Annotated in this window: 14 protein-coding genes and 1 pseudogene; 7 read left to right on the forward strand and 8 right to left on the reverse strand. The window is 70.5% G+C overall.

The annotated features are described in order from the left end of the window. Positions 1–240: 240 nt before the first annotated feature. Positions 241–579: a helix-turn-helix domain-containing protein gene (locus N6H00_RS25675; protein ID WP_268974190.1), complete on the reverse strand. Its 339-nt coding sequence runs from the start codon at positions 577–579 to the stop codon at positions 241–243. A gap of 585 nt (positions 580–1164) precedes the next feature. On the opposite strand from N6H00_RS25675, the gene N6H00_RS25680 reads away from it, so the two are divergent. Beyond that, positions 1165–1545 carry a hypothetical protein gene (locus tag N6H00_RS25680; protein WP_268974191.1) on the forward strand — a complete coding sequence of 127 codons (381 nt, stop codon included), beginning with the start codon at positions 1165–1167 and terminating at the stop codon, positions 1543–1545. Positions 1546–1676: 131 nt separating this feature from the next. Here the strand turns inward: N6H00_RS25680 and N6H00_RS25685 are convergent, their stop codons facing one another. The 3 genes from N6H00_RS25685 to N6H00_RS25695 all read right to left on the reverse strand — a co-directional run bounded on the left by N6H00_RS25685 (position 1677) and on the right by N6H00_RS25695 (position 4128). Then, positions 1677–1985 carry an SCO5918 family protein gene (locus N6H00_RS25685; protein ID WP_268974192.1) on the reverse strand — a complete coding sequence of 103 codons (309 nt, stop codon included), beginning with the start codon at positions 1983–1985 and terminating at the stop codon, positions 1677–1679. Positions 1986–2138: 153 nt separating this feature from the next. Next, positions 2139–3662, reverse strand: a complete 1524-nt coding sequence (locus N6H00_RS25690) for a DEAD/DEAH box helicase (RefSeq protein WP_268974193.1) — start codon at positions 3660–3662, stop codon at positions 2139–2141. 262 nt (positions 3663–3924) lie between these two features. Further along, on the reverse strand, positions 3925–4128 hold the full coding sequence (locus tag N6H00_RS25695; protein ID WP_268974194.1) for a cold-shock protein: 204 nt from the start codon (positions 4126–4128) through the stop codon (positions 3925–3927). Between the two features lie 450 nt (positions 4129–4578). On the opposite strand from N6H00_RS25695, the gene N6H00_RS25700 reads away from it, so the two are divergent. Beyond that, positions 4579–5205, forward strand: a complete 627-nt coding sequence (locus N6H00_RS25700; RefSeq protein WP_268974195.1) for an NADPH-dependent F420 reductase — start codon at positions 4579–4581, stop codon at positions 5203–5205. A gap of 37 nt (positions 5206–5242) precedes the next feature. Here the strand turns inward: N6H00_RS25700 and N6H00_RS25705 are convergent, their stop codons facing one another. Then, a complete protein-coding gene (locus N6H00_RS25705) occupies positions 5243–5824 on the reverse strand; it encodes a Uma2 family endonuclease (protein WP_268974196.1) in 582 nt (193 codons plus the stop codon). Positions 5825–5880: 56 nt separating this feature from the next. Beyond that, positions 5881–7353: pseudogene (locus N6H00_RS25710) on the reverse strand (M1 family metallopeptidase). A 338-nt stretch (positions 7354–7691) separates the two neighbouring features. On the opposite strand from N6H00_RS25710, the gene N6H00_RS25715 reads away from it, so the two are divergent. The 5 genes from N6H00_RS25715 to N6H00_RS25735 all read left to right on the forward strand — a co-directional run bounded on the left by N6H00_RS25715 (position 7692) and on the right by N6H00_RS25735 (position 14284). After that, entirely contained in the window at positions 7692–8444 is a 753-nt protein-coding gene (locus N6H00_RS25715; protein WP_268974197.1) for a GntR family transcriptional regulator, read from the forward strand. Between the two features lie 199 nt (positions 8445–8643). Then, positions 8644–10380, forward strand: a complete 1737-nt coding sequence (locus tag N6H00_RS25720; RefSeq protein ID WP_268974198.1) for an APC family permease — start codon at positions 8644–8646, stop codon at positions 10378–10380. 132 nt (positions 10381–10512) lie between these two features. Next, a complete protein-coding gene (locus tag N6H00_RS25725; RefSeq protein ID WP_014054660.1) occupies positions 10513–10698 on the forward strand; it encodes an SPOR domain-containing protein in 186 nt (61 codons plus the stop codon). Between the two features lie 139 nt (positions 10699–10837). Further along, positions 10838–11335, forward strand: coding sequence for a (deoxy)nucleoside triphosphate pyrophosphohydrolase (locus tag N6H00_RS25730; protein WP_268974199.1), 498 nt, complete (start codon positions 10838–10840; stop codon positions 11333–11335). Positions 11336–11581: 246 nt separating this feature from the next. Further along, the gene (locus N6H00_RS25735) at positions 11582–14284 is read left to right on the forward strand and encodes a SpoIIE family protein phosphatase (RefSeq protein ID WP_443073033.1); all 2703 of its coding nucleotides are present in this window, start codon (positions 11582–11584) and stop codon (positions 14282–14284) included. Positions 14285–14524: 240 nt separating this feature from the next. Here the strand turns inward: N6H00_RS25735 and N6H00_RS25740 are convergent, their stop codons facing one another. Next, entirely contained in the window at positions 14525–15295 is a 771-nt protein-coding gene (locus N6H00_RS25740) for a succinate dehydrogenase/fumarate reductase iron-sulfur subunit (RefSeq protein WP_268974201.1), read from the reverse strand. Continuing rightward, positions 15292–17268 (reverse strand): fumarate reductase/succinate dehydrogenase flavoprotein subunit, encoded by a 1977-nt coding sequence (locus tag N6H00_RS25745; RefSeq protein ID WP_268974202.1) that lies wholly within the window; start codon positions 17266–17268, stop codon positions 15292–15294. Before N6H00_RS25745 ends, N6H00_RS25740 begins: the two co-directional genes overlap by 4 nt. Positions 17269–17276 lie beyond the last annotated feature (8 nt).

Here is a 17276-nt window from a genome sequence, read left to right on the forward strand (position 1 = left end):
CGCACGCCCAGACCGCGTAGCGCGCGGGCCGGCCGGGCGATGCGATCGAATGACTCGGACACGGGGCGTACCCGATCGCCGAAGACGGTGAGCGGCAGCCCTTCAATCAACTGGCCGGTTGCTCGCACCTGCTCGTCGGGTGCTGAGCTCAGAGGCGACAACGAGCCGTTTCGCCGAGACGGACCAGCGCTGTCGGACTCCGCTTCCGTGCTCCGGGCGGCCGGCTGTACCCGGACGGGCTCACTGGGAGTCGTCGTGCTGTTCGGCTGCGGCGCGGCGGAACTCCGCGTTGATGCGCTGAGCTTCTTCGAGCTGGTCCTCGAGGATGACGATGCGGCAGGCGGCCTCGATCGGCATGCCCTGGTCGACGAGTTCGCGGGCGCGGGCGGCGATCCGCAGCTGGTAGCGGGAGTACCGGCGGTGCCCGCCCTCCGAGCGGAGCGGGGTGATGAGACGGGCCTCACCGATGGCGCGGAGAAAGCCGGGCGTGGTGCCGAGCATCTCTGCTGCACGTCCCATGGTGTAGGCGGGGTAGTCGTCGTCGTCCAGACGACCACTGAGCGGATTGTCTGCCGTCATTCTCACCTCGTTGAGCAACGCGTCGAGGGGCCCTGGTGCCGTATGCACCAGGGCCCCGAAGGAAATTCAACACCATCTGTCGGCCCTACTGCTGTGCCGACCTTCTGTTTTCCGCTACGCCGCCCGGGAAGGGCGGGACCGCGGGGATCGTGGATGCGTGACCGGGGACCACCTTCCGTTCCAAGGTCTTGCGGTACCCGGACCGGTTCTCCGTGCCCGGGGATCCTGATGGCGTCCGCTTCCTCCGTTCTTCGCTGAGTCATCCACTGCTGGGTGCGTGCCCGGTGCGACTGCCGTCCCGTCGCCTTCCTTGGAACGACCTGGCTTCGCGACTGCGCAGCCGCACCGACCTGCGAACTTCATGTTGTTCTACCCGCCAGTTCGTGTCTGCCGGGTCTCGCCTGACTCTGTCTACGGAAGAAATCATAGCCAGGTAACTGACGAAAGTCTACTCTGGCGAGCATAGATTTTGACCTGTGGGGACCCTGGGCAACCCCTGCGGCACCTCGGCCAGAGACGGTGGCACGTTCACCGCTGCGTTCAGTGGGGTCCAGTCGGCCGGGCAGGCGAATAAAATCGGCTCTTATGTCGAACGCTGACGAACTGCTCGTTGACGTGGCCGCCATGGTGGAATCCGAGCAGAGCAATCAGATGTCCCTGACCGTGGTCACCGGCGGAGCTGTCATCACCGGACGGTTGGCTCCCGAAGCCGTGTGGAGGCAGCGTGTGTCCGAGATCCTGAGGGACTCGGACCGCCTCGGCCCCTTCTCCGGCGTCTTCACCCACGATGAGCCGCAGGATCAGGACCGGCCTGCCCGCGGCGAGCCGCCCACGCATCTGCACTTCCACGTCGCCCGGATCCTGCAAGGCAGCATGGGCATCCCCGAGACGGGCGGGATGTACCGTGTTGCGATCAAGGACGTCAGCGGCTGGACCGTTGGCGACTTCAGCTACTCCGACGCATGAGTCACGAACCCCCGGTCGGCCCGGGAGGCGCTGCGGTGCCGACCGGACGCTGAACCCGTTGAGGGCTCGACCGGAGCGTGCCGGTCGAGCCCTCAATGCCGTCCTGGTCCCGGCTTCCGCCGTCCCGCCGGTTACCTGGGTGCGGGGGTGCCGAGCTGAGCCGACGCTTCCTCCAGCGGAGTGAGGCCGCGCGTGGGGGAGGTGTCGGGGAGGGGGCGGCACACGAAGCCGAGGCGGGTCATGGCCCTGGTGACTTCGCCGGCGGTGAAGTCACGACGGTCCTGCCCGGTGATGACCTCGCCCACCTGCTTCACGGGGTACTGGCGGCGGCCGATGATCACGGACTCACCCGTGACGAGTTCGGGTGTGACGCCCTTCATCGACGCCAGCACTCCACTTTTGGTCAGGTCGAACGGGAAACGGGCGATGATGCAGCGCATGGGTGCCTCATAGGTAGGAGGGAGAGGGTCTGACCGGGGATGCGGGTCAGCGTGAGAGGGCTCGAACCCCACGGCCCGGCCCTGCTCGTCGAGGCCGGGCAGGGCTTCGAGCCGCCGGTACCGGGAATGGGCAGGAGCCCGATCGCGAACGTTCTAGGCTGCCGCGTCGGGGGCGGACTGCCGCTGAGCCGTGCGGCGCGCCGCACGGCCGGTCGGACGGTCCTCAGCGGTACGGCTGCGCCGACCGCGAGACGCGGGGGCGCCGCGCTCGGAGCGCTTGACCACCGGTGCCGTGAGGACGACCGGGATGCCCGACGGAGTCCGCGCACCGGTGATGCGGTTCAGTTCCGCTTCGCCCGAGCGGACCTGGGTGGTCCGAGGGCGGATTCCGGCGTCCGACATGAGACGGGTCGTGCCGCGGCGCTGGCCGGGCGTCACCAGGGTGACGACGAGACCGGACTCGCCGGCGCGGGCCGTGCGGCCTCCCCGGTGAAGGTAGTCCTTGTGGTCACTGGGCGGGTCCACGTTGACCACCAGGTCGAGGTTGTCGACATGGATACCGCGTGCCGCGACATTGGTCGCCACCAGGACCGTCACATGCCCCGTCTTGAACTGGGCCAGGGTCCGGGTACGCTGCGGCTGCGACTTTCCACCGTGCAGTGCGGCGGCCCGTACCCCGCTCTCCAGCAGGTGCCTGGTGAGCTGGTCGACGGCACGCTTGGTGTCCAGGAACATGATCACTCGGCCCTCGCGCGCCGCGATCTCCGTGGTCACCTGATGCTTGTCCGCGCCGTGCACATGCAGTACGTGGTGCTCCATCGTGGTGACCGCGGCCGCGGACGGGTCAATGGAGTGGACCACCGGGTCGATCAGGTACCGGCGGACCAGAAGGTCGACGTTGCGGTCCAAGGTGGCTGAGAACAGCATCCGCTGCCCCTCCGGGCGTACCTGCTCCAGCAGTGCTGTGACCTGCGGCATGAAGCCCATGTCGGTCATCTGGTCAGCTTCGTCCAGGACGGTGATGCCGACCTGGTCCAGGCGGCAGTCGCCCCGCTTGACGAGGTCCTTCAGCCGGCCCGGCGTCGCGACGACGACCTCCGCCCCGCCACGCAGCGCACCGGCCTGCTTGCCGATCGACATCCCACCGACCACCGTGGCCAGCCGCAGCCGCACGGAGCGGGCGTACGGAGTGAGCGCATCGGCGACCTGCTGTGCCAGCTCCCGGGTGGGCACCAGCACCAGCGCCAGCGGCTGCCGGGGCTCGGCTCGCCGGCCGGCCGTACGGGCCAGCAGCGCCAGGCCGAAGGCGAGGGTCTTGCCGGAACCGGTGCGCCCGCGGCCGAGTACGTCACGACCCGCGAGGGAGTTCGGCAGGGTCGCCGCCTGGATCGGAAACGGTGCGGTCACGCCTTCGGCGATGAGCGCGGTCAGCAACTGCGGGGGCATCTCGAGATCGGCGAACGCCTCGACGGCCGGGAGTGCGGGGCTGATCGTCACTGGCGCGGCGAACTCCCCCTGCGGTGCGGCGGGGCGGTTCCCGTGACCGCGTGAACGGCTCGGAGTGCCGGAGCGTTGGGAAACTGTGGTCTCCAAGCGGCTGCCGCCCTTTCGGGAACCCGAACTGCCGGTACGGGCATGGCCACGGGTGAATCGGTCGTTCGTACGTGTGCGGTTCATGCGGAACCTTCCTCGACGCGGCACGCATCAAGGAATTCCAGCGGCGCTGAGCAGCGCAGAGAATCGCAAGAACGGGCCACAAAATGCGACAGCGGATTCGGCCGGAGCGGAATACTCACGGGTTGAGGCGCTGAAAAGGTGACGCGATCCGGGTAGGGGAGGCCGACGCGTCGAGTGTGGCGTGATGGGGGGACCGCGCCATGCGCTGCAACGGGTCGGGGCCCGCACCCAAAGTGCGGGCCCCAGCCTACGCGCGTCAGGATCAGGCGGGAACGATGTTCTCGGCCGTCGGACCCTTCTTGCCCTGGGCGATGTCGAAGCTCACCTTCTGGCCTTCCAGGAGCTCGCGGAAACCTTGGGTGGCGATGTTCGAGTAGTGGGCGAACACGTCAGCGCCGCCACCATCCTGCTCGATGAAGCCGAAACCCTTTTCCGCGTTGAACCACTTCACGGTGCCAGTAGCCATACGTCATATCTCCTTCGGGGCAGTGTCCGGAGTCCCGCACTGTGCGGACTCCGCGTCGCCGCGATGATTGCCCCGTCCGGGAAATGACCGGAAATGCAAAAGAACTCCCATTGGCATAAAAGCCAGTGAGGGCGCTTGAAGATTTGGGAACCACAACTGCAACTGGGATCAACAGTAGCACGGCACATTCGGCTACGCGCGGTAAGCCATTACGCGCCGTTGTTGTCTCAGAAATACTCATCGCGCGCTGCGGTGATTTCTCACTTCGCGACCACAGGTATGGGTCCGCTCGGAACACCTGCTCGACCGGTTGACGGCCGGCCGTGGCGTATCGGCGGTGCCCCGCCTCGGAGCAGTCCCAGGCCCGCCGCCGCTGAACGTATGCATGACCCGCGGGACGCGGGTAACCCGGCTGATGGCCCACCCGCGGACGAGGAGGGGAACAACGCCGTGCGCATAGGAATCATCGGAGCGGGCCGTATCGGCTCGACCCTGGCCCGCCACTTCGCCTCGATCGGTTACGAGGTGGCGATCGCCAACTCCCGCGGCCCCGACACCCTGGCCGGCCTGGTGGCCGACATCGGCGGCCCGATCCGCGCGATGACCGCCGAGGAGGCGGCCCGGTTCGGCGAGGCGGTGGTCGTGTCCATTCCCTACGGCCGCTACCGGGAGCTGCCGACCGAGCCGCTGCGCGGCAAGGTCGTCATCGACACCTGCAACTACTACCCCGAGCGGGACGGGCACGACCCGGATCTCGACGGCGACGCCACCACCTCGAGCGAGAAGATCCAGGCCCACACCGGCGCCAACCTGGTCAAGGCGTTCAACGCGATCTACTGGGAGAACCTGCGCGACCACGCCCGCCCCAAGGGCGCTGCCGACCGGGTGGCCATCCCGCTGTCCGGCAACGACGAGGAGGCCAAGGCCGCGGTGGCCGGGCTGATCCGCGACATCGGCTTCGACCCCGTGGACGCCGGACATCTGGGCGAGGGCGGCCGCAAGCACCAGCCGGGCAGCCGCGTCTACGCCACCGAGATGTCATCCGCCGAGACCAGCGCCCTGCTGCACGTCGCCTGAGACGCCCACAGGGCCCGGCCTCTTGTCGCCGTCGTCCTCAGCTGTTCCGCTTCGGGACGAGCTTGCTCAGTTCGACCTTGACCTTGAAGGGGACGGGGCGCTCCAGGGTCTCCCGGAAGATCCCAGCGGGGGCGTACGCGCCGGTCGGCTCGTCGAGTTCATAGACGTGGACAACGGGCATTCCACCCTCGTCCTCGATGCACCAGTAATGGGGAATCCCGGCTTCGGCGTACTTGCGGAGTTTGACCGTCCGGTCCCGGTGGGCGGACTCGGGGGAGACGACCTCGACAACGAGCTGTACCTCGTTCGGCGCGAACCAAGTGCGGTCACTGTCGAAGTCCGCCGTCGTCACCAGCAGATCCGGTTCGGGCCGGTTGCGCTGATCGAGCCTGATCGTCATCTCGCGGCCGACCCGCGCCTCGGCAGGCGCCTGCTCCATGAGCGTGACGGTGAGCATCGTGACGAGGTGGCCGCGCCACCACCTCTGCGGCGACATCATGAAGACGAGCGCTCCGTCGATCAGCTCGGTGTGGCGCGGCGCCTCGGGGAGGCGGTCCAGGTCATCCGCGAACCAGCCTTCCGCGCGGGGTGGGCGCATCCAGTCGGGCAGTGCGGTCATGGCTCAACCGTAGCGGCTCCGGGCGGCCGGGGGCGGTCGCTTCTTCCGGCGTCGGGTCAGGGCTTCTCCGGCTTGCCCGCGCCGTACAGCCAGACGTCGAAGAGGCGGGTCAGATCCTTGCCGGAGGCCCGTTCGCACAGGTCGGTGAACTGTTCGGTGTCCGCGTTGCCGTGCCGGTGGTCCGTGAGCCAGGTACGGAGGATGGTGAAGAAGGTCGTGTCGCCCACGGTCCGGCGGAGCTTGTGCAACGCCATCGCGCCGCGGCCGTAGACAGGCGGGCCGGAGACGCCGGCGACGCTCGGGGGATCGGCGGGCGGGAAGGCCCAGATGCCGTCGCTCTCGGCGTCGCTGCCGGTGTAGAAGTCGTCGAAGATCTGCTGGGCGGTGCGGCCGCCGTGGTCCTCCTCCCACAGCCACTCGGCGTAGGTGGCGAAGCCCTCGTTGAGCCACATGTCCTTCCAGGTCCGGGGGGTGACCGAGTTGCCGAACCACTGGTGGGCCAGCTCGTGCACGACGAGCGTCTCGTCCGGGGCGGCGTCGAAGTACGGCTTGGTCTGGGTCTCCAGGGCGTAGCCGAGGCCGGGGAGGTGGTCGACGACCGCGCCGGTGGAGGAGAAGGGGTACGGGCTGCGGAAGGTGCGGCTCTCCCAGGCGACGACGTCGCCGACCTGGTCGCCGATGTGCGCCGCGCCGACGCCCTCGACGGGGTCCACGGCGACGTACCGGGGCAGCGCCGTGCCGTGGGCGGCCGTGGCGCGGACGTCGAAGCGGCCGATGGCGACGGTGGCCAGATAGCCGGCCATGGGCTCGCCGGTGTGCCACCGGAAGGTGGTGCGGTCTCCTCGCGTCTCCTGGCGCTTCAGCTCGCCGTTGGACACGGCGGTGTAGCCCTTGGGCACGGTGACGGCGATGTCGTAGGTGGCCTTGTCGGAGGGGTGGTGGTTGCCGGGGAACCAGGTCATGGAGCCGGTCGGCTCGCCGAGGGCCACGGCGCCGTCGTGGGTGCGGAGCCAGCCCTCCTACGCGCCGTCCTCGCCCGTGAGGGTCTTCGGCTCGCCGTCGTAGACGACGGTGGCGGTGAAGGCGCGGCCCTTGGGGAGGGCCGTGGCGGGGGTGAGGATCAATTCGGCGCCGCTTCGGGCGGCCTGGGCGGGGCGGCCGTTCACCGTGGCCTTCCGCACCCGCAGCCCGTCGAGGTCGAGGTGGAAGGAGCTTAGGGCGCGGGTGGCGCGGGCGGTGATCCGGGCGGTGCCCTCGAGCCGGTGGGAGGCGGGCGTGTAGTCGAGGGCGAGCCGGTAGCCCCGCACGTCGTAGCCGCCGTTGCCGAGCCGGGGGAAGAGCGCGTCGCCGACCCCCGCCGAGCCCGGCCGGGCGGCGGTCGCCCCATGGACGTCGTCCTGCGCCCCGGCACCTCCCGTGCAGCCCGCGCAGAGCGCGAGCAGCAGCCCGCCGAGCAGCGCCGGCAGCCTGCCCGGCAGGGCGCCTGAGCGGCGGCGAACGGACGCGCCCGCCCCGGTTGGCCTGGTCATCCCCGCTCCGGCTCGGGCGCTGGTGGTGTGCGGTGCCGCCCGGCGGCCGGACGCCGCTCCGCCCACTCCGACAGCGGTTCGTCGTCCATCTCGGTTCCTTGCGTCGGTGGTGGCCACTTCGGAGGTTAGCCGCCGCTGGAGGCGTTCGGCGGGCATCTGCGCGGCGTCACGGCCGGGAAGGTGGGTGGGTTGCCGGGCGCCGGGCAGCCCACCCCCTTTTGGTCGAGTTAAACGTCTCTGAGCTGAGTTCACTACTTCCAGTGAAGCCCTGGCCTTCAGTTGCAATTGACAACAACGAGTTGTCAAGCTGTTGCTGACTGTCAACCCAGGGAGTGCACGTGGCCTTTGGTGACCAGCCCGCATACCTCCGCGTCGCCGACGATCTGCGGAAGAAGATCGCCGCGGGTGAGCTGCCGCCGCATGCGCGTCTCCCCTCACAGGCCAGGATCCGGGAGGAGTACGGGGTCTCCGACACCGTCGCCCTGGAGGCCCGCAAGGTGCTGATGGCCGAGGGGCTGGTCGAGGGGCGCTCCGGGTCCGGTACGTATGTGCGGGCGCAGCCCGTGCCGCGCCGGGTCGTCCGCAGTGGGTTCCACGCCGCCGGTGAGACCACGCCGTTCCGCCAGGAGCAGGCCGATGAACGGATCACCGGCACCTGGGACGCCGACAGCGCGCAGGAGGAGGCCGGGCCGGAGATCGCCGGGCGGCTGGGGATCGAGGCGGGGGAGCGGGTGATGCGCACCCGCTATGTGTTCCGCTCGCACGGCGAGGCGGTGATGCTCTCCACCTCCTGGGAGCCGCTCGCGGTCACCGGGCGCACGCCGGTGATGCTGCCCGAGGAGGGCCCGCTGGCCGGGCGCGGGGTGGTCGACCGGATGGCCGCCCTCGACCTGGTGGTGGACAACGTGGCGGAGGAGGTCGGCGCGCGGCCCGGCCGGGCCGAGGAGGTGCTGGCGCTCGGCGGGGTGCCGGGCCACTGGGTGCTGGTCACCTCGCGTACGTACTACGCGGGCGGGCGTCCGGTGGAGACGGCCGATCTCGTGGTGCTCGCCGAGCGCTATCGGATCTCTTACCGGTTGCCCGTGAGGTGATCACCGCACGGACGGCCGCATGCGGCCGCTGCGGCGCCGCACCCGCCCATGCCACTTCCCGCCGTGCGTGCGGACGGCACCGTGCGTACGGTGCCGGTTACCCACACGTAAGCACGGTTCCCGGGTTTCGTGTTGCGAACGTCACATCGGCGCCGGTGAAAGGGGTTACCGGAAATCGATCGTCCATTTCGCTCTTACGATGGATCGGTTTGTGTCCGGTCGTCAGGGGGGCGAAGGGAGTGCCAGGAACTTGAGCACGGAGCAGGGTTCCCACTCGCATTATCGAAGGTCGCTCGGACCGGTGGCCCTCACCGCTGTGGGTCTCGGGTCGATCATCGGCTCCGGCTGGCTCTTCGGCGCCGCGCGCGCCGCCGCGCTGGCCGGGCCCGCCGCCATCCTGGCCTGGGTGATCGGCGCCGCCGTCGCCCTGACCATCGCCCTCACCTACTCCGAGCTGGGTTCGATGTTCCCCAAGGCCGGGGGCATGGTCCGGTACGGCCAGTACTCCCACGGCTCGCTCGCCGGGTATCTGGCCGCCTGGGCCAACTGGATCGCCATCGTCTCGGTGATCCCCGGTGAGGCCACCGCCTCCGTGCAGTACATGAGCTCCTGGGACTTCGGCTGGGCCGAGGGGCTGTACGACGGGAAGGAGCTGACCGGCAGCGGTGTCGCGCTCGCGTCCGTGCTGCTGCTCGTCTACTTCTTCCTCAACTGGTTCGCGATCACCCTCTTTGCGAAGACGAACACCGCGATCACCGTCTTCAAGGTGGTCGTGCCGACCCTGACCGCCGGCGCGCTGCTGCTGTCGCACTTCGACACCGGCAATATCACCGACAACGGCGGCTTCACCCCCAACGGCTGGAACGCCGTGTTCACCGCGGTCGCCGTCTCCGGCATCGTCTGGGCCTACAACGGCTTCCAGTCGCCGCTGAACATGGCGGGCGAGGCCCGTGAGCCGGGGAAGTCGCTGCCCAAGGCCGTCATCAGCTCGATCCTCATCGCGCTGGTCATCTACGTCGCGCTCCAGATCGCCTTCCTGACCGCCGTCCCCGCCGCCGATCTGAAGCACGGCGGCTGGGACGGGCTCTCCTTCAACTCCCCGCTCGCCGACCTGTCCCTGGCCTGGGGCCTGAACTGGCTGGCGATGCTGCTGTACGCCGACGCCTTCATCTCCCCCTCCGGCACCGGCATGATCTACGCGGCCACCACCTCCCGCATGATCCAGGGCGTCCAGGAGAACGGCCATCTGCCGGGGATCTTCGGCAAGGTCGACCCCAAGACCGGTATCCCGCGCCCGGCGCTGGTGCTCAACCTGGTGATCGCCTTCGCCTTCCTCGCGGTCTTCCGCGGCTGGGGCTCGCTGGCCGAGATCGTCTCCGTCGCCACCGTGATCTCGTACATCACCGGTCCGGTCGCCGTGATGTCGCTGCGCCGCCTCTCCCCGGATCTGCCGCGGCCGGTCAAGCTGCGCGCGATGCCGGTGATCGCGCCGATCGCGATGGTCTTCGGCTCGCTCGTCCTGTACTGGGCCCGCTGGCCGCTCACCGGCAAGGTCATCCTGATCATGGCGATCGGGCTGCCGGTCTGGGCCTGGTACGAACTGCGCAAGCCGTGGGCGCAGCTGCGGCCACATCTGGCCGCCGGTGTCTGGATGGTCGCGTATCTGCTGGTCATGGCGGCGGTGTCGTGGGCCGGCGGCAAGGAGTTCGGTGGCCGCGGCTATCTGCCGGAGGGCTGGGACATCCTGATCGTCGCCCTGATCGGGCTGGCCTTCTACGCCTGGGGCATCCGCAGCGCCTGGCGCAACCCGACGCTGCTGGAGACCGAGCGCGAACTGGGCGCCGCCCCGGCCGGTGAGCCGGGCGAGGACGGCGCGGACGGCGATGGCGACGACCGGCCGAAGACCGAAGCGCGCGCCGGAGACATGGCCGGATGAGTGCCTCCTGGTAAGAACACGTATCCGCTGCGTGAAGGTAGGGCGTAGGCTCGGGCATATGCGGATCGGGAATTCCTTAATGGTGTCGCGGGGGCGTACGCCCGAGCGCGCCACAGCGGAGGGGGCGGGGAGATGAGTGACGGGAACGCTGTGCTGCCCTGGCTCGTCATCCGCCAGGACACCAACGGCAACCGCTACCGCGTCGGGCGCTACGCCACGAGGACGGAGGCCCAGGAGGTGGCCGACCGACTCGAGGGACAGGGCCAGGAGCAGCTGTACGTGGTCGAGCGGACCGCCGCGTCCCGTCAGTCCGGTTAGCCGGCCGGTCCGGTCAGCCCGACGGTCCGGACCGCCCGTACGACGACGCACGTCACCATGAGCCCCGGGGCGCCCGCCCCGGGGCTCCGGTGTCCTTCGGGGCGGACCGGATGTCTGCGCAGGGGCTAGGGTTCGGCGCATGAGCGTGCGTGTGGTGGTGGGTGGAGCGGTGTTCGACCGGGGGCGGCTGCTGGCCGCGCGGCGCAGCGCCCCGCCCGATCTCGCGGGCCGCTGGGAGCTGCCCGGCGGCAAGGCCGAGCCCGGGGAGACCCCGCAGCAGACGCTCGTCCGCGAACTGCGCGAGGAGCTCGGGGTCGAGGTCGAGCCGCTCGAACCGCTGCCGGGGGAGTGGGCCCTGAAGCCCGGCTATGTGCTGCGGGTGTGGACCGCGGCCCTGCGCGCCGGCGAACCGCACCCGCTGGAGGACCACGACGAGCTGCGCTGGCTCCCCCCGGACCGGGTGGACGAGGTGGACTGGCTGGACGAGGACCGCCCCGCGGTGGCGGAGGCGGTCCGCCGGCTGCGCGCGGGCGGCGCGGAGGCCGTCGGGGGCACCGCAGCCGCACAGGCCACCGGCGGTACCGGGGCCGGCGAAGCCGCTGGTGGCGGCGGGGATGCTGGTCCGCGTACGCCGTGAGGCCGGTCCCGCGCGGGGCGCCCCCCAGGTCGCGAACTGGGAAATCCATGGGGTTCGAGCCGCCTCCGCCCGGTTAGGAGTGAGGTGGAGCGCTGATCATGAGCGCTTCGCCAAAAGCCGGGACGGAAACCGATGGCGGGCTGAGATAGTGCTGTGATCGTGAAGACCGTACTCCGGATGGCCGAAGTGCTGGATACTCGGCTATCTGTAGCCGGTCGGAGCACCTGAGCCGGAGGGGACGGGCGCATGAGCGAGAAGCCAGCGGGGGCTGAAATGCCCGAGGAGACGGTTGGTTCGCAGGTGTCGCCAGTGTCACAGGGGCCGTCGGTGCCGGATATGCCGCTCATGTCGCCGATGTCGTCGATGTGGCAGAGCAGCCCGCCCGGCTCGATCTATGACTACATCCGGGTCGCCTCGTTCGCGCTGGGACCCGACGGCCGGATCGCCCAGTGGAGCGAACGGGCCTCGGAGCTGCTCGGGCTGACGGCGCGGCAGGCCATCGGCAAGGACCCGGTGGAGGCGTTCGTACCGCCCCAGTTGCAGGAGCCCGGCCATCGCGCGGTGGCCGACATCCTGGATGGCCGGGAGTGGACCGGGTTGGTCCCCTACCACAACCCCAAGGCGCCGAACGGACAGGGCATCGCCGAGGTCTATGTGATGCCCGCCAAGGACGCGCTCGGGGAGCGGGGCGCGCTCTGTATCGCGGTCGACGTCAGCGCGTTGCGCGGACTGGAAACCGATCTTGCTTCTTCACAGGCCGTTTTCGGTCAATCTCCGCTTGGCTTCTTCCTCTTCGGCACCGATCTGCGGATGCTCCGCGTCAACGAGCGCTTTGCGAAGGTTTTCGGCCGCCCCACCGACCAGTACCGCGGTACGACCCCGTATGATCTGCTGCCGCGCGGTGAGGCCGACCGGCTGACCGCCGCCCTGCGCCAGGTCCTGGACAGCGGGCAGTCGCTGACCGATATGCCGATCGTGGGCCAGGTGCCGGGCAGCCCCGACCGGCGCCGCTGGTCGGTGTCGCTCTACCGGCTGCACAGCGGCTCCGGCCGCCCCATCGGCGTCGCCGGACTCGCCACCGATGTCACCGGCCGCCGCCGCGCCGAACAGGAGGCCGCGGGCGTACGGCGCAATCTGGCGCTGCTGAACGAGGCCGGGGCTCGAATAGGCACCTCGCTCGACCTGGAGACCACCGCCCGCGAGCTGCTGGACGTGGCCGTGCCGCAGTTCTGCGACCTGGCCTCCGTCGACCTCTACCAGGGGCTGCTCTCCGGTGACGAGACCCCGCCCGGACTCGCCGACGGCAGCGCCGAGCTGCGCCGCGTCGCCTTCGCCAGCGCGGTCTCCGACGGCCCGGTGGCCTTCGGCGACATCTGTCGCGCCGACACCGTGGACGACCGCAAGCCGATCCAGGTCGGCGAGGTGCACCGCTACCCCTTCAACTCGCTGTGCGCCCACGCCCTGCGCACCGCCCAGGTCCGGGTCGTCCCCGGCCGGGACGGCAGCGAGGGCCTGGAGCTCGGCGCCTTGCTCCAGTCCACCCTCCTGGTGCCGATGGTCGCCCGCGACACCGTGGTCGGCCTGGCCCAGTTCTCCCGTGCCAAGGGCAGCGAGCCGTTCGGCGAACGGGACCGCGCGCTCGCCGTCGAGCTGGCCGCCCGCGCCGCCGTCAGCATCGACAACGCCCGGCTCTACCGCAGAGAACACGAGCGCGCGCTGATACTCCAGCGCAGCCTGCTCCCGCCCGGCGACCCGGAGGCCGCCGGGCTCGACATCGCCTGCCGCTATCTGCCGGGGAACGCGGCGACCGAGGTGGGCGGCGACTGGTTCGACGTGATCGAGCTGCCCGGTCACCGCACCGCGCTGGTGGTCGGCGACGTCATGGGGCGGGGGCTGCGCGCCGCCGTCGCCATGGGCGAGCTGCGCACCGCCGTACGCACCCTCGCCCTGCTCGACCTGGAGCCCGCCGAGGTGCTCTCCGCGCTCGACGAGATCGCCCGCGGCCTGGGCACACCGGGCGGCTCGCACGCCGGCGCGCGGTCGGGCTCGCGCGCCCTCGCCCGTGGCGGCACGGCCGCCGACGACTCCTCCGACCTGTCCGAGGTCTACCTCGCCACCTGCGTCTACGCCGTCTACGACCCGGTCACCCGCCGCTGTACCTTCGCCAACGCCGGACATCCGCCCCCCGTCCTCGTCGAACCGGGGGAGGGCGCCCTGCTGATGGAGGTCCCGCCGGGCATGCCGCTCGGCGTCGGCGGCGAGCCGTTCGAGGAGATCGAGGTCGAGCTGCCCGACGGCGCGCTGCTGGCCCTCTACACCGACGGTCTGGTGGAATCCCGCGACCACACCCTCGACGAGGGGCTCCTCGCCCTGCGCGCGGCCCTCGACACCTCGGACCGCGCCGGCGGCGGGAAGGCCGTGGCCAGGTCCCTCGAGGACGTCTGCGACCACGTCCTGAGCACCCTGGACACCCACCACGGCGAGGACGACATCGCCCTGCTGATGGCCCGGGTGCAGGGCCTGTCGGCCGAGTCGGTCGGCGACTGGCACCTCCCCAGCGCCCCGCGGTCGGTGGGCCGGGCCCGCGAACTGGCCCGTGAGCAGCTGGAGTCCTGGGGGCTGGACGAACTGGTGGACACCACCGAACTCCTGGTCAGCGAGCTGGTGACGAACGCCCTGCGGTACGGCGAGGGCGAGATCCGGCTGCGGCTGCTGCTGGACCGCACGCTGGTGTGCGAGGTCTGGGACGGCGGTCTGGTCCAGCCCCGGCGGCGGCGCGCCCGGGACACCGACGAGGGCGGGCGGGGACTTCAGCTGGTCGGGCTGCTCAGCGCGGGCTGGGGAAGCCGGCGGACCCCGCTCGGCAAGACCGTCTGGTTCGAGCTGGCGCTCCCGGACGGCCAGTCCTCGGGACCGGACTCGGTGGAGGCGCTGCTCAGCCTGTGGTGACGACGGGCGGAGCCATCCATGGCGGGCCCGCCGGCACCCTGCTTCACCTGCCCGGACCCACCCATGGCGGGCCCCGCCGGCACCCTGCTTCGCCCGGCCCTTCGTCCGCGACGACCGGCCCCCTCCGGCCGACGAGCCGACCCGCGCGGGACCCTCCCGTCGCGCGCCGCGGGTCGGCTCGGGCGGCGGGCCGCCGTCGGCGGGCCCGCGACACGACGAGGGACGTCACCGCCCCGGCGGCTACTGCCCGCGACGGCGGATCTTGTTGCCGAGCCAGACCAGCGGATCGTACTTACGGTCCACCGCCCGCTCCTTGAGCGGGATCAGGGCGTTATCGGTGATCTTGATCTGTTCGGGGCAGACCTCCGTACAGCACTTGGTGATGTTGCAGTAACCCAGACCGTGCTCCTCCTGGGCGGCGCGCTTGCGGTCGAGGCCGGTGTCGGCCGCCGCGTCCAGCGGGTGCATGTCCAGCTCCGCGACCCGCATCAGGAAGCGCGGCCCGGCGAACGCCTCCTTGTTCTCCTCGAAGTCGCGCACCACATGGCAGGTGTCCTGGCACAGGAAGCATTCGATGCACTTGCGGAACTCCTGCGAGCGCCCCACGTCCTCCTGCCACATCCGGTACTCGCCCGGCCCCAGCCCCTCCGGCGGTACGAAGGACGGCACCTCACGGGCCTTGGCGTAGTTGAAGGACACGTCCGTCACCAGGTCCCGCACCACCGGGAAGGCGCGCAGCGGGGTGATGGTGATCGTCTCGTCCTGGTCGAACACCGACATCCGGGTCATGCACAGCAGCCGGGGCCGGCCGTTGACCTCGGCGCTGCACGACCCGCACTTGCCCGCCTTGCAGTTCCAGCGGACCGCCAGATCGGGGGCCTGGGTCGCCTGGAGCCGGTGGACGATGTCGAGGACGACCTCGCCCTCGTTGACCTCGACGCGGAAGTCCTTCAGACCGCCGCCGTCCCGGTCGCCCCGCCACACCCGGAAGTGGGCCTCATACGCGCTCACTGGGTCAGCTCCTCGTCCGTCAGGTACTTCACCAGCTCGTCCTTTTCGAACAGGTTCAGCAGATCGGGCCGGATGGGCGGCATCTCACGCCGCTCCAGCCGGATCTGGCCGCGTCCGGTGTCGGGTGCCGCCAGACCGCCCGAGGGGTCGGAGAGCCGGCAGACCAGATTGAGCCGCCGCCATGCGCGGTCCATCTCCGGACAGTCGTCGCGGGTGTGCCCGCCACGGCTCTCCGTCCGCTCCAGCGCGGCGCGCGCCACGCACTCGCTGACCAGCAGCATGTTGCGCAGATCGATGGCCAGGTGCCAGCCGGGGTTGAACTGCCGGTGCCCCTCGACCCCGGCGCGGCGCGCCCGGACCCGCAGATCCGCCAGCCGGTGCAGCGCCTCCTCCATCTCCTCGGCCCTCCTGATGATCCCCACCAGGTCGTTCATCGACTGCTGGAGCTGCTGGTGGAGGGTGTACGGGTTTTCCGGCGGCGCGGACGGCCCCGCGACGGCCTCCGTCGGTTCCCCCGCCTCCCCCGGCTCGCCGGCCTCGGCGCTGAACGGGCGCAGCGCCTCGGCCGCCGCCAGGTCCAGCTGGGCCTCGTCCGGCACCGGGCGGGCGCCGGAGGCCGCGACCTGTTGGGCGTACCGGGCCGCGTGGAGCCCGGCGCGGCGCCCGAAGACCAGCAGGTCGGAGAGGGAGTTGCCGCCGAGCCGGTTGGAGCCGTGCATACCGCCCGCGACCTCGCCCGCGGCGAACAGTCCGGGCACCCCGGTCGCGGCCGCGGTGTCCGGGTCGACGTCCACCCCGCCCATCACGTAGTGACAGGTGGGGCCCACCTCCATGGGCTCGGCGGTGATGTCGACGTCCGCGAGCTCCTTGAACTGGTGGTGCATCGAGGGCAGCCGCCGCTTGATCACCTCGGCGGACATCCGGGTGGAGACGTCGAGGAAGACCCCGCCGTGCGGGGAGCCCCGGCCCGCCTTCACCTCGGCGTTGATGGCGCGGGCCACCTCGTCGCGGGGGAGCAGCTCGGGCGGGCGGCGGTTGTGGTCCGGGTCCTCGTACCAGCGGTCGGCCTCGTCCTCGGACTGGGCGTACTTCTCCTTGAAGACGTCCGGGATGTAGTCGAACATGAACCGCTTGCCCTCGCTGTTGCGCAGCACCCCGCCGTCGCCGCGCACCGACTCGGTGACCAGGATCCCCTTGACCGAGGGCGGCCAGACCATACCGGTGGGATGGAACTGCACGAACTCCATGTTGATCAGCGGGGCGCCCGCGAGCAGGGCCAGCGCGTGGCCGTCGCCGGTGTACTCCCAGGAGTTCGAGGTGACCTTGAAGGACTTGCCGATACCGCCGGTGGCCAGCACCACGGCCGGGGCCTCCAGGGTGAAGAACCGGCCGGACTCGCGCTCGTAGCCGAAGACCCCGGCGACCCGGTCGCCGTCCTTGACGATGCGGGTGACCGTGCACTCCTGGAAGACCTTCAGCCGGGCCTCGTAGTCGCCGGTCGCGGCCTTGTCCTCCTGCTGGAGGGAGACGATCTTCTGCTGGAGGGTGCGGATCAGCTCCAGCCCGGTGCGGTCCCCGACATGGGCGAGACGGGGGTACTCATGGCCGCCGAAGTTCCGCTGGGAGATCTTCCCCTCCGGGGTGCGGTCGAAGAGCGCGCCCCAGGTCTCCAGCTCCCAGACCCGGTCCGGGGCCTCCTGGGCGTGCAGCTCGGCCATCCGCCAGTGGTTGAGGAACTTGCCCCCGCGCATGGTGTCGCGGAAGTGCACCTGCCAGTTGTCGCGCTCGTTGACGTTGCCCATGCTGGCCGCGATGCCGCCCTCGGCCATCACCGTATGGGCCTTGCCGAACAGCGACTTGCAGATGACGGCGCAGCGCATGCCCTGCTCGCGGGCCTCGATCGCGGCCCGCAGCCCGGCGCCGCCCGCGCCGATCACGACCACGTCCCACGCCTGCCGCTCGACTTGCGTCATCGATGAGC

The sequence above is a fragment of the Streptomyces sp. S465 genome (assembly GCF_026898115.1).
Lineage (GTDB): Bacteria > Actinomycetota > Actinomycetes > Streptomycetales > Streptomycetaceae > Streptomyces > Streptomyces luomodiensis.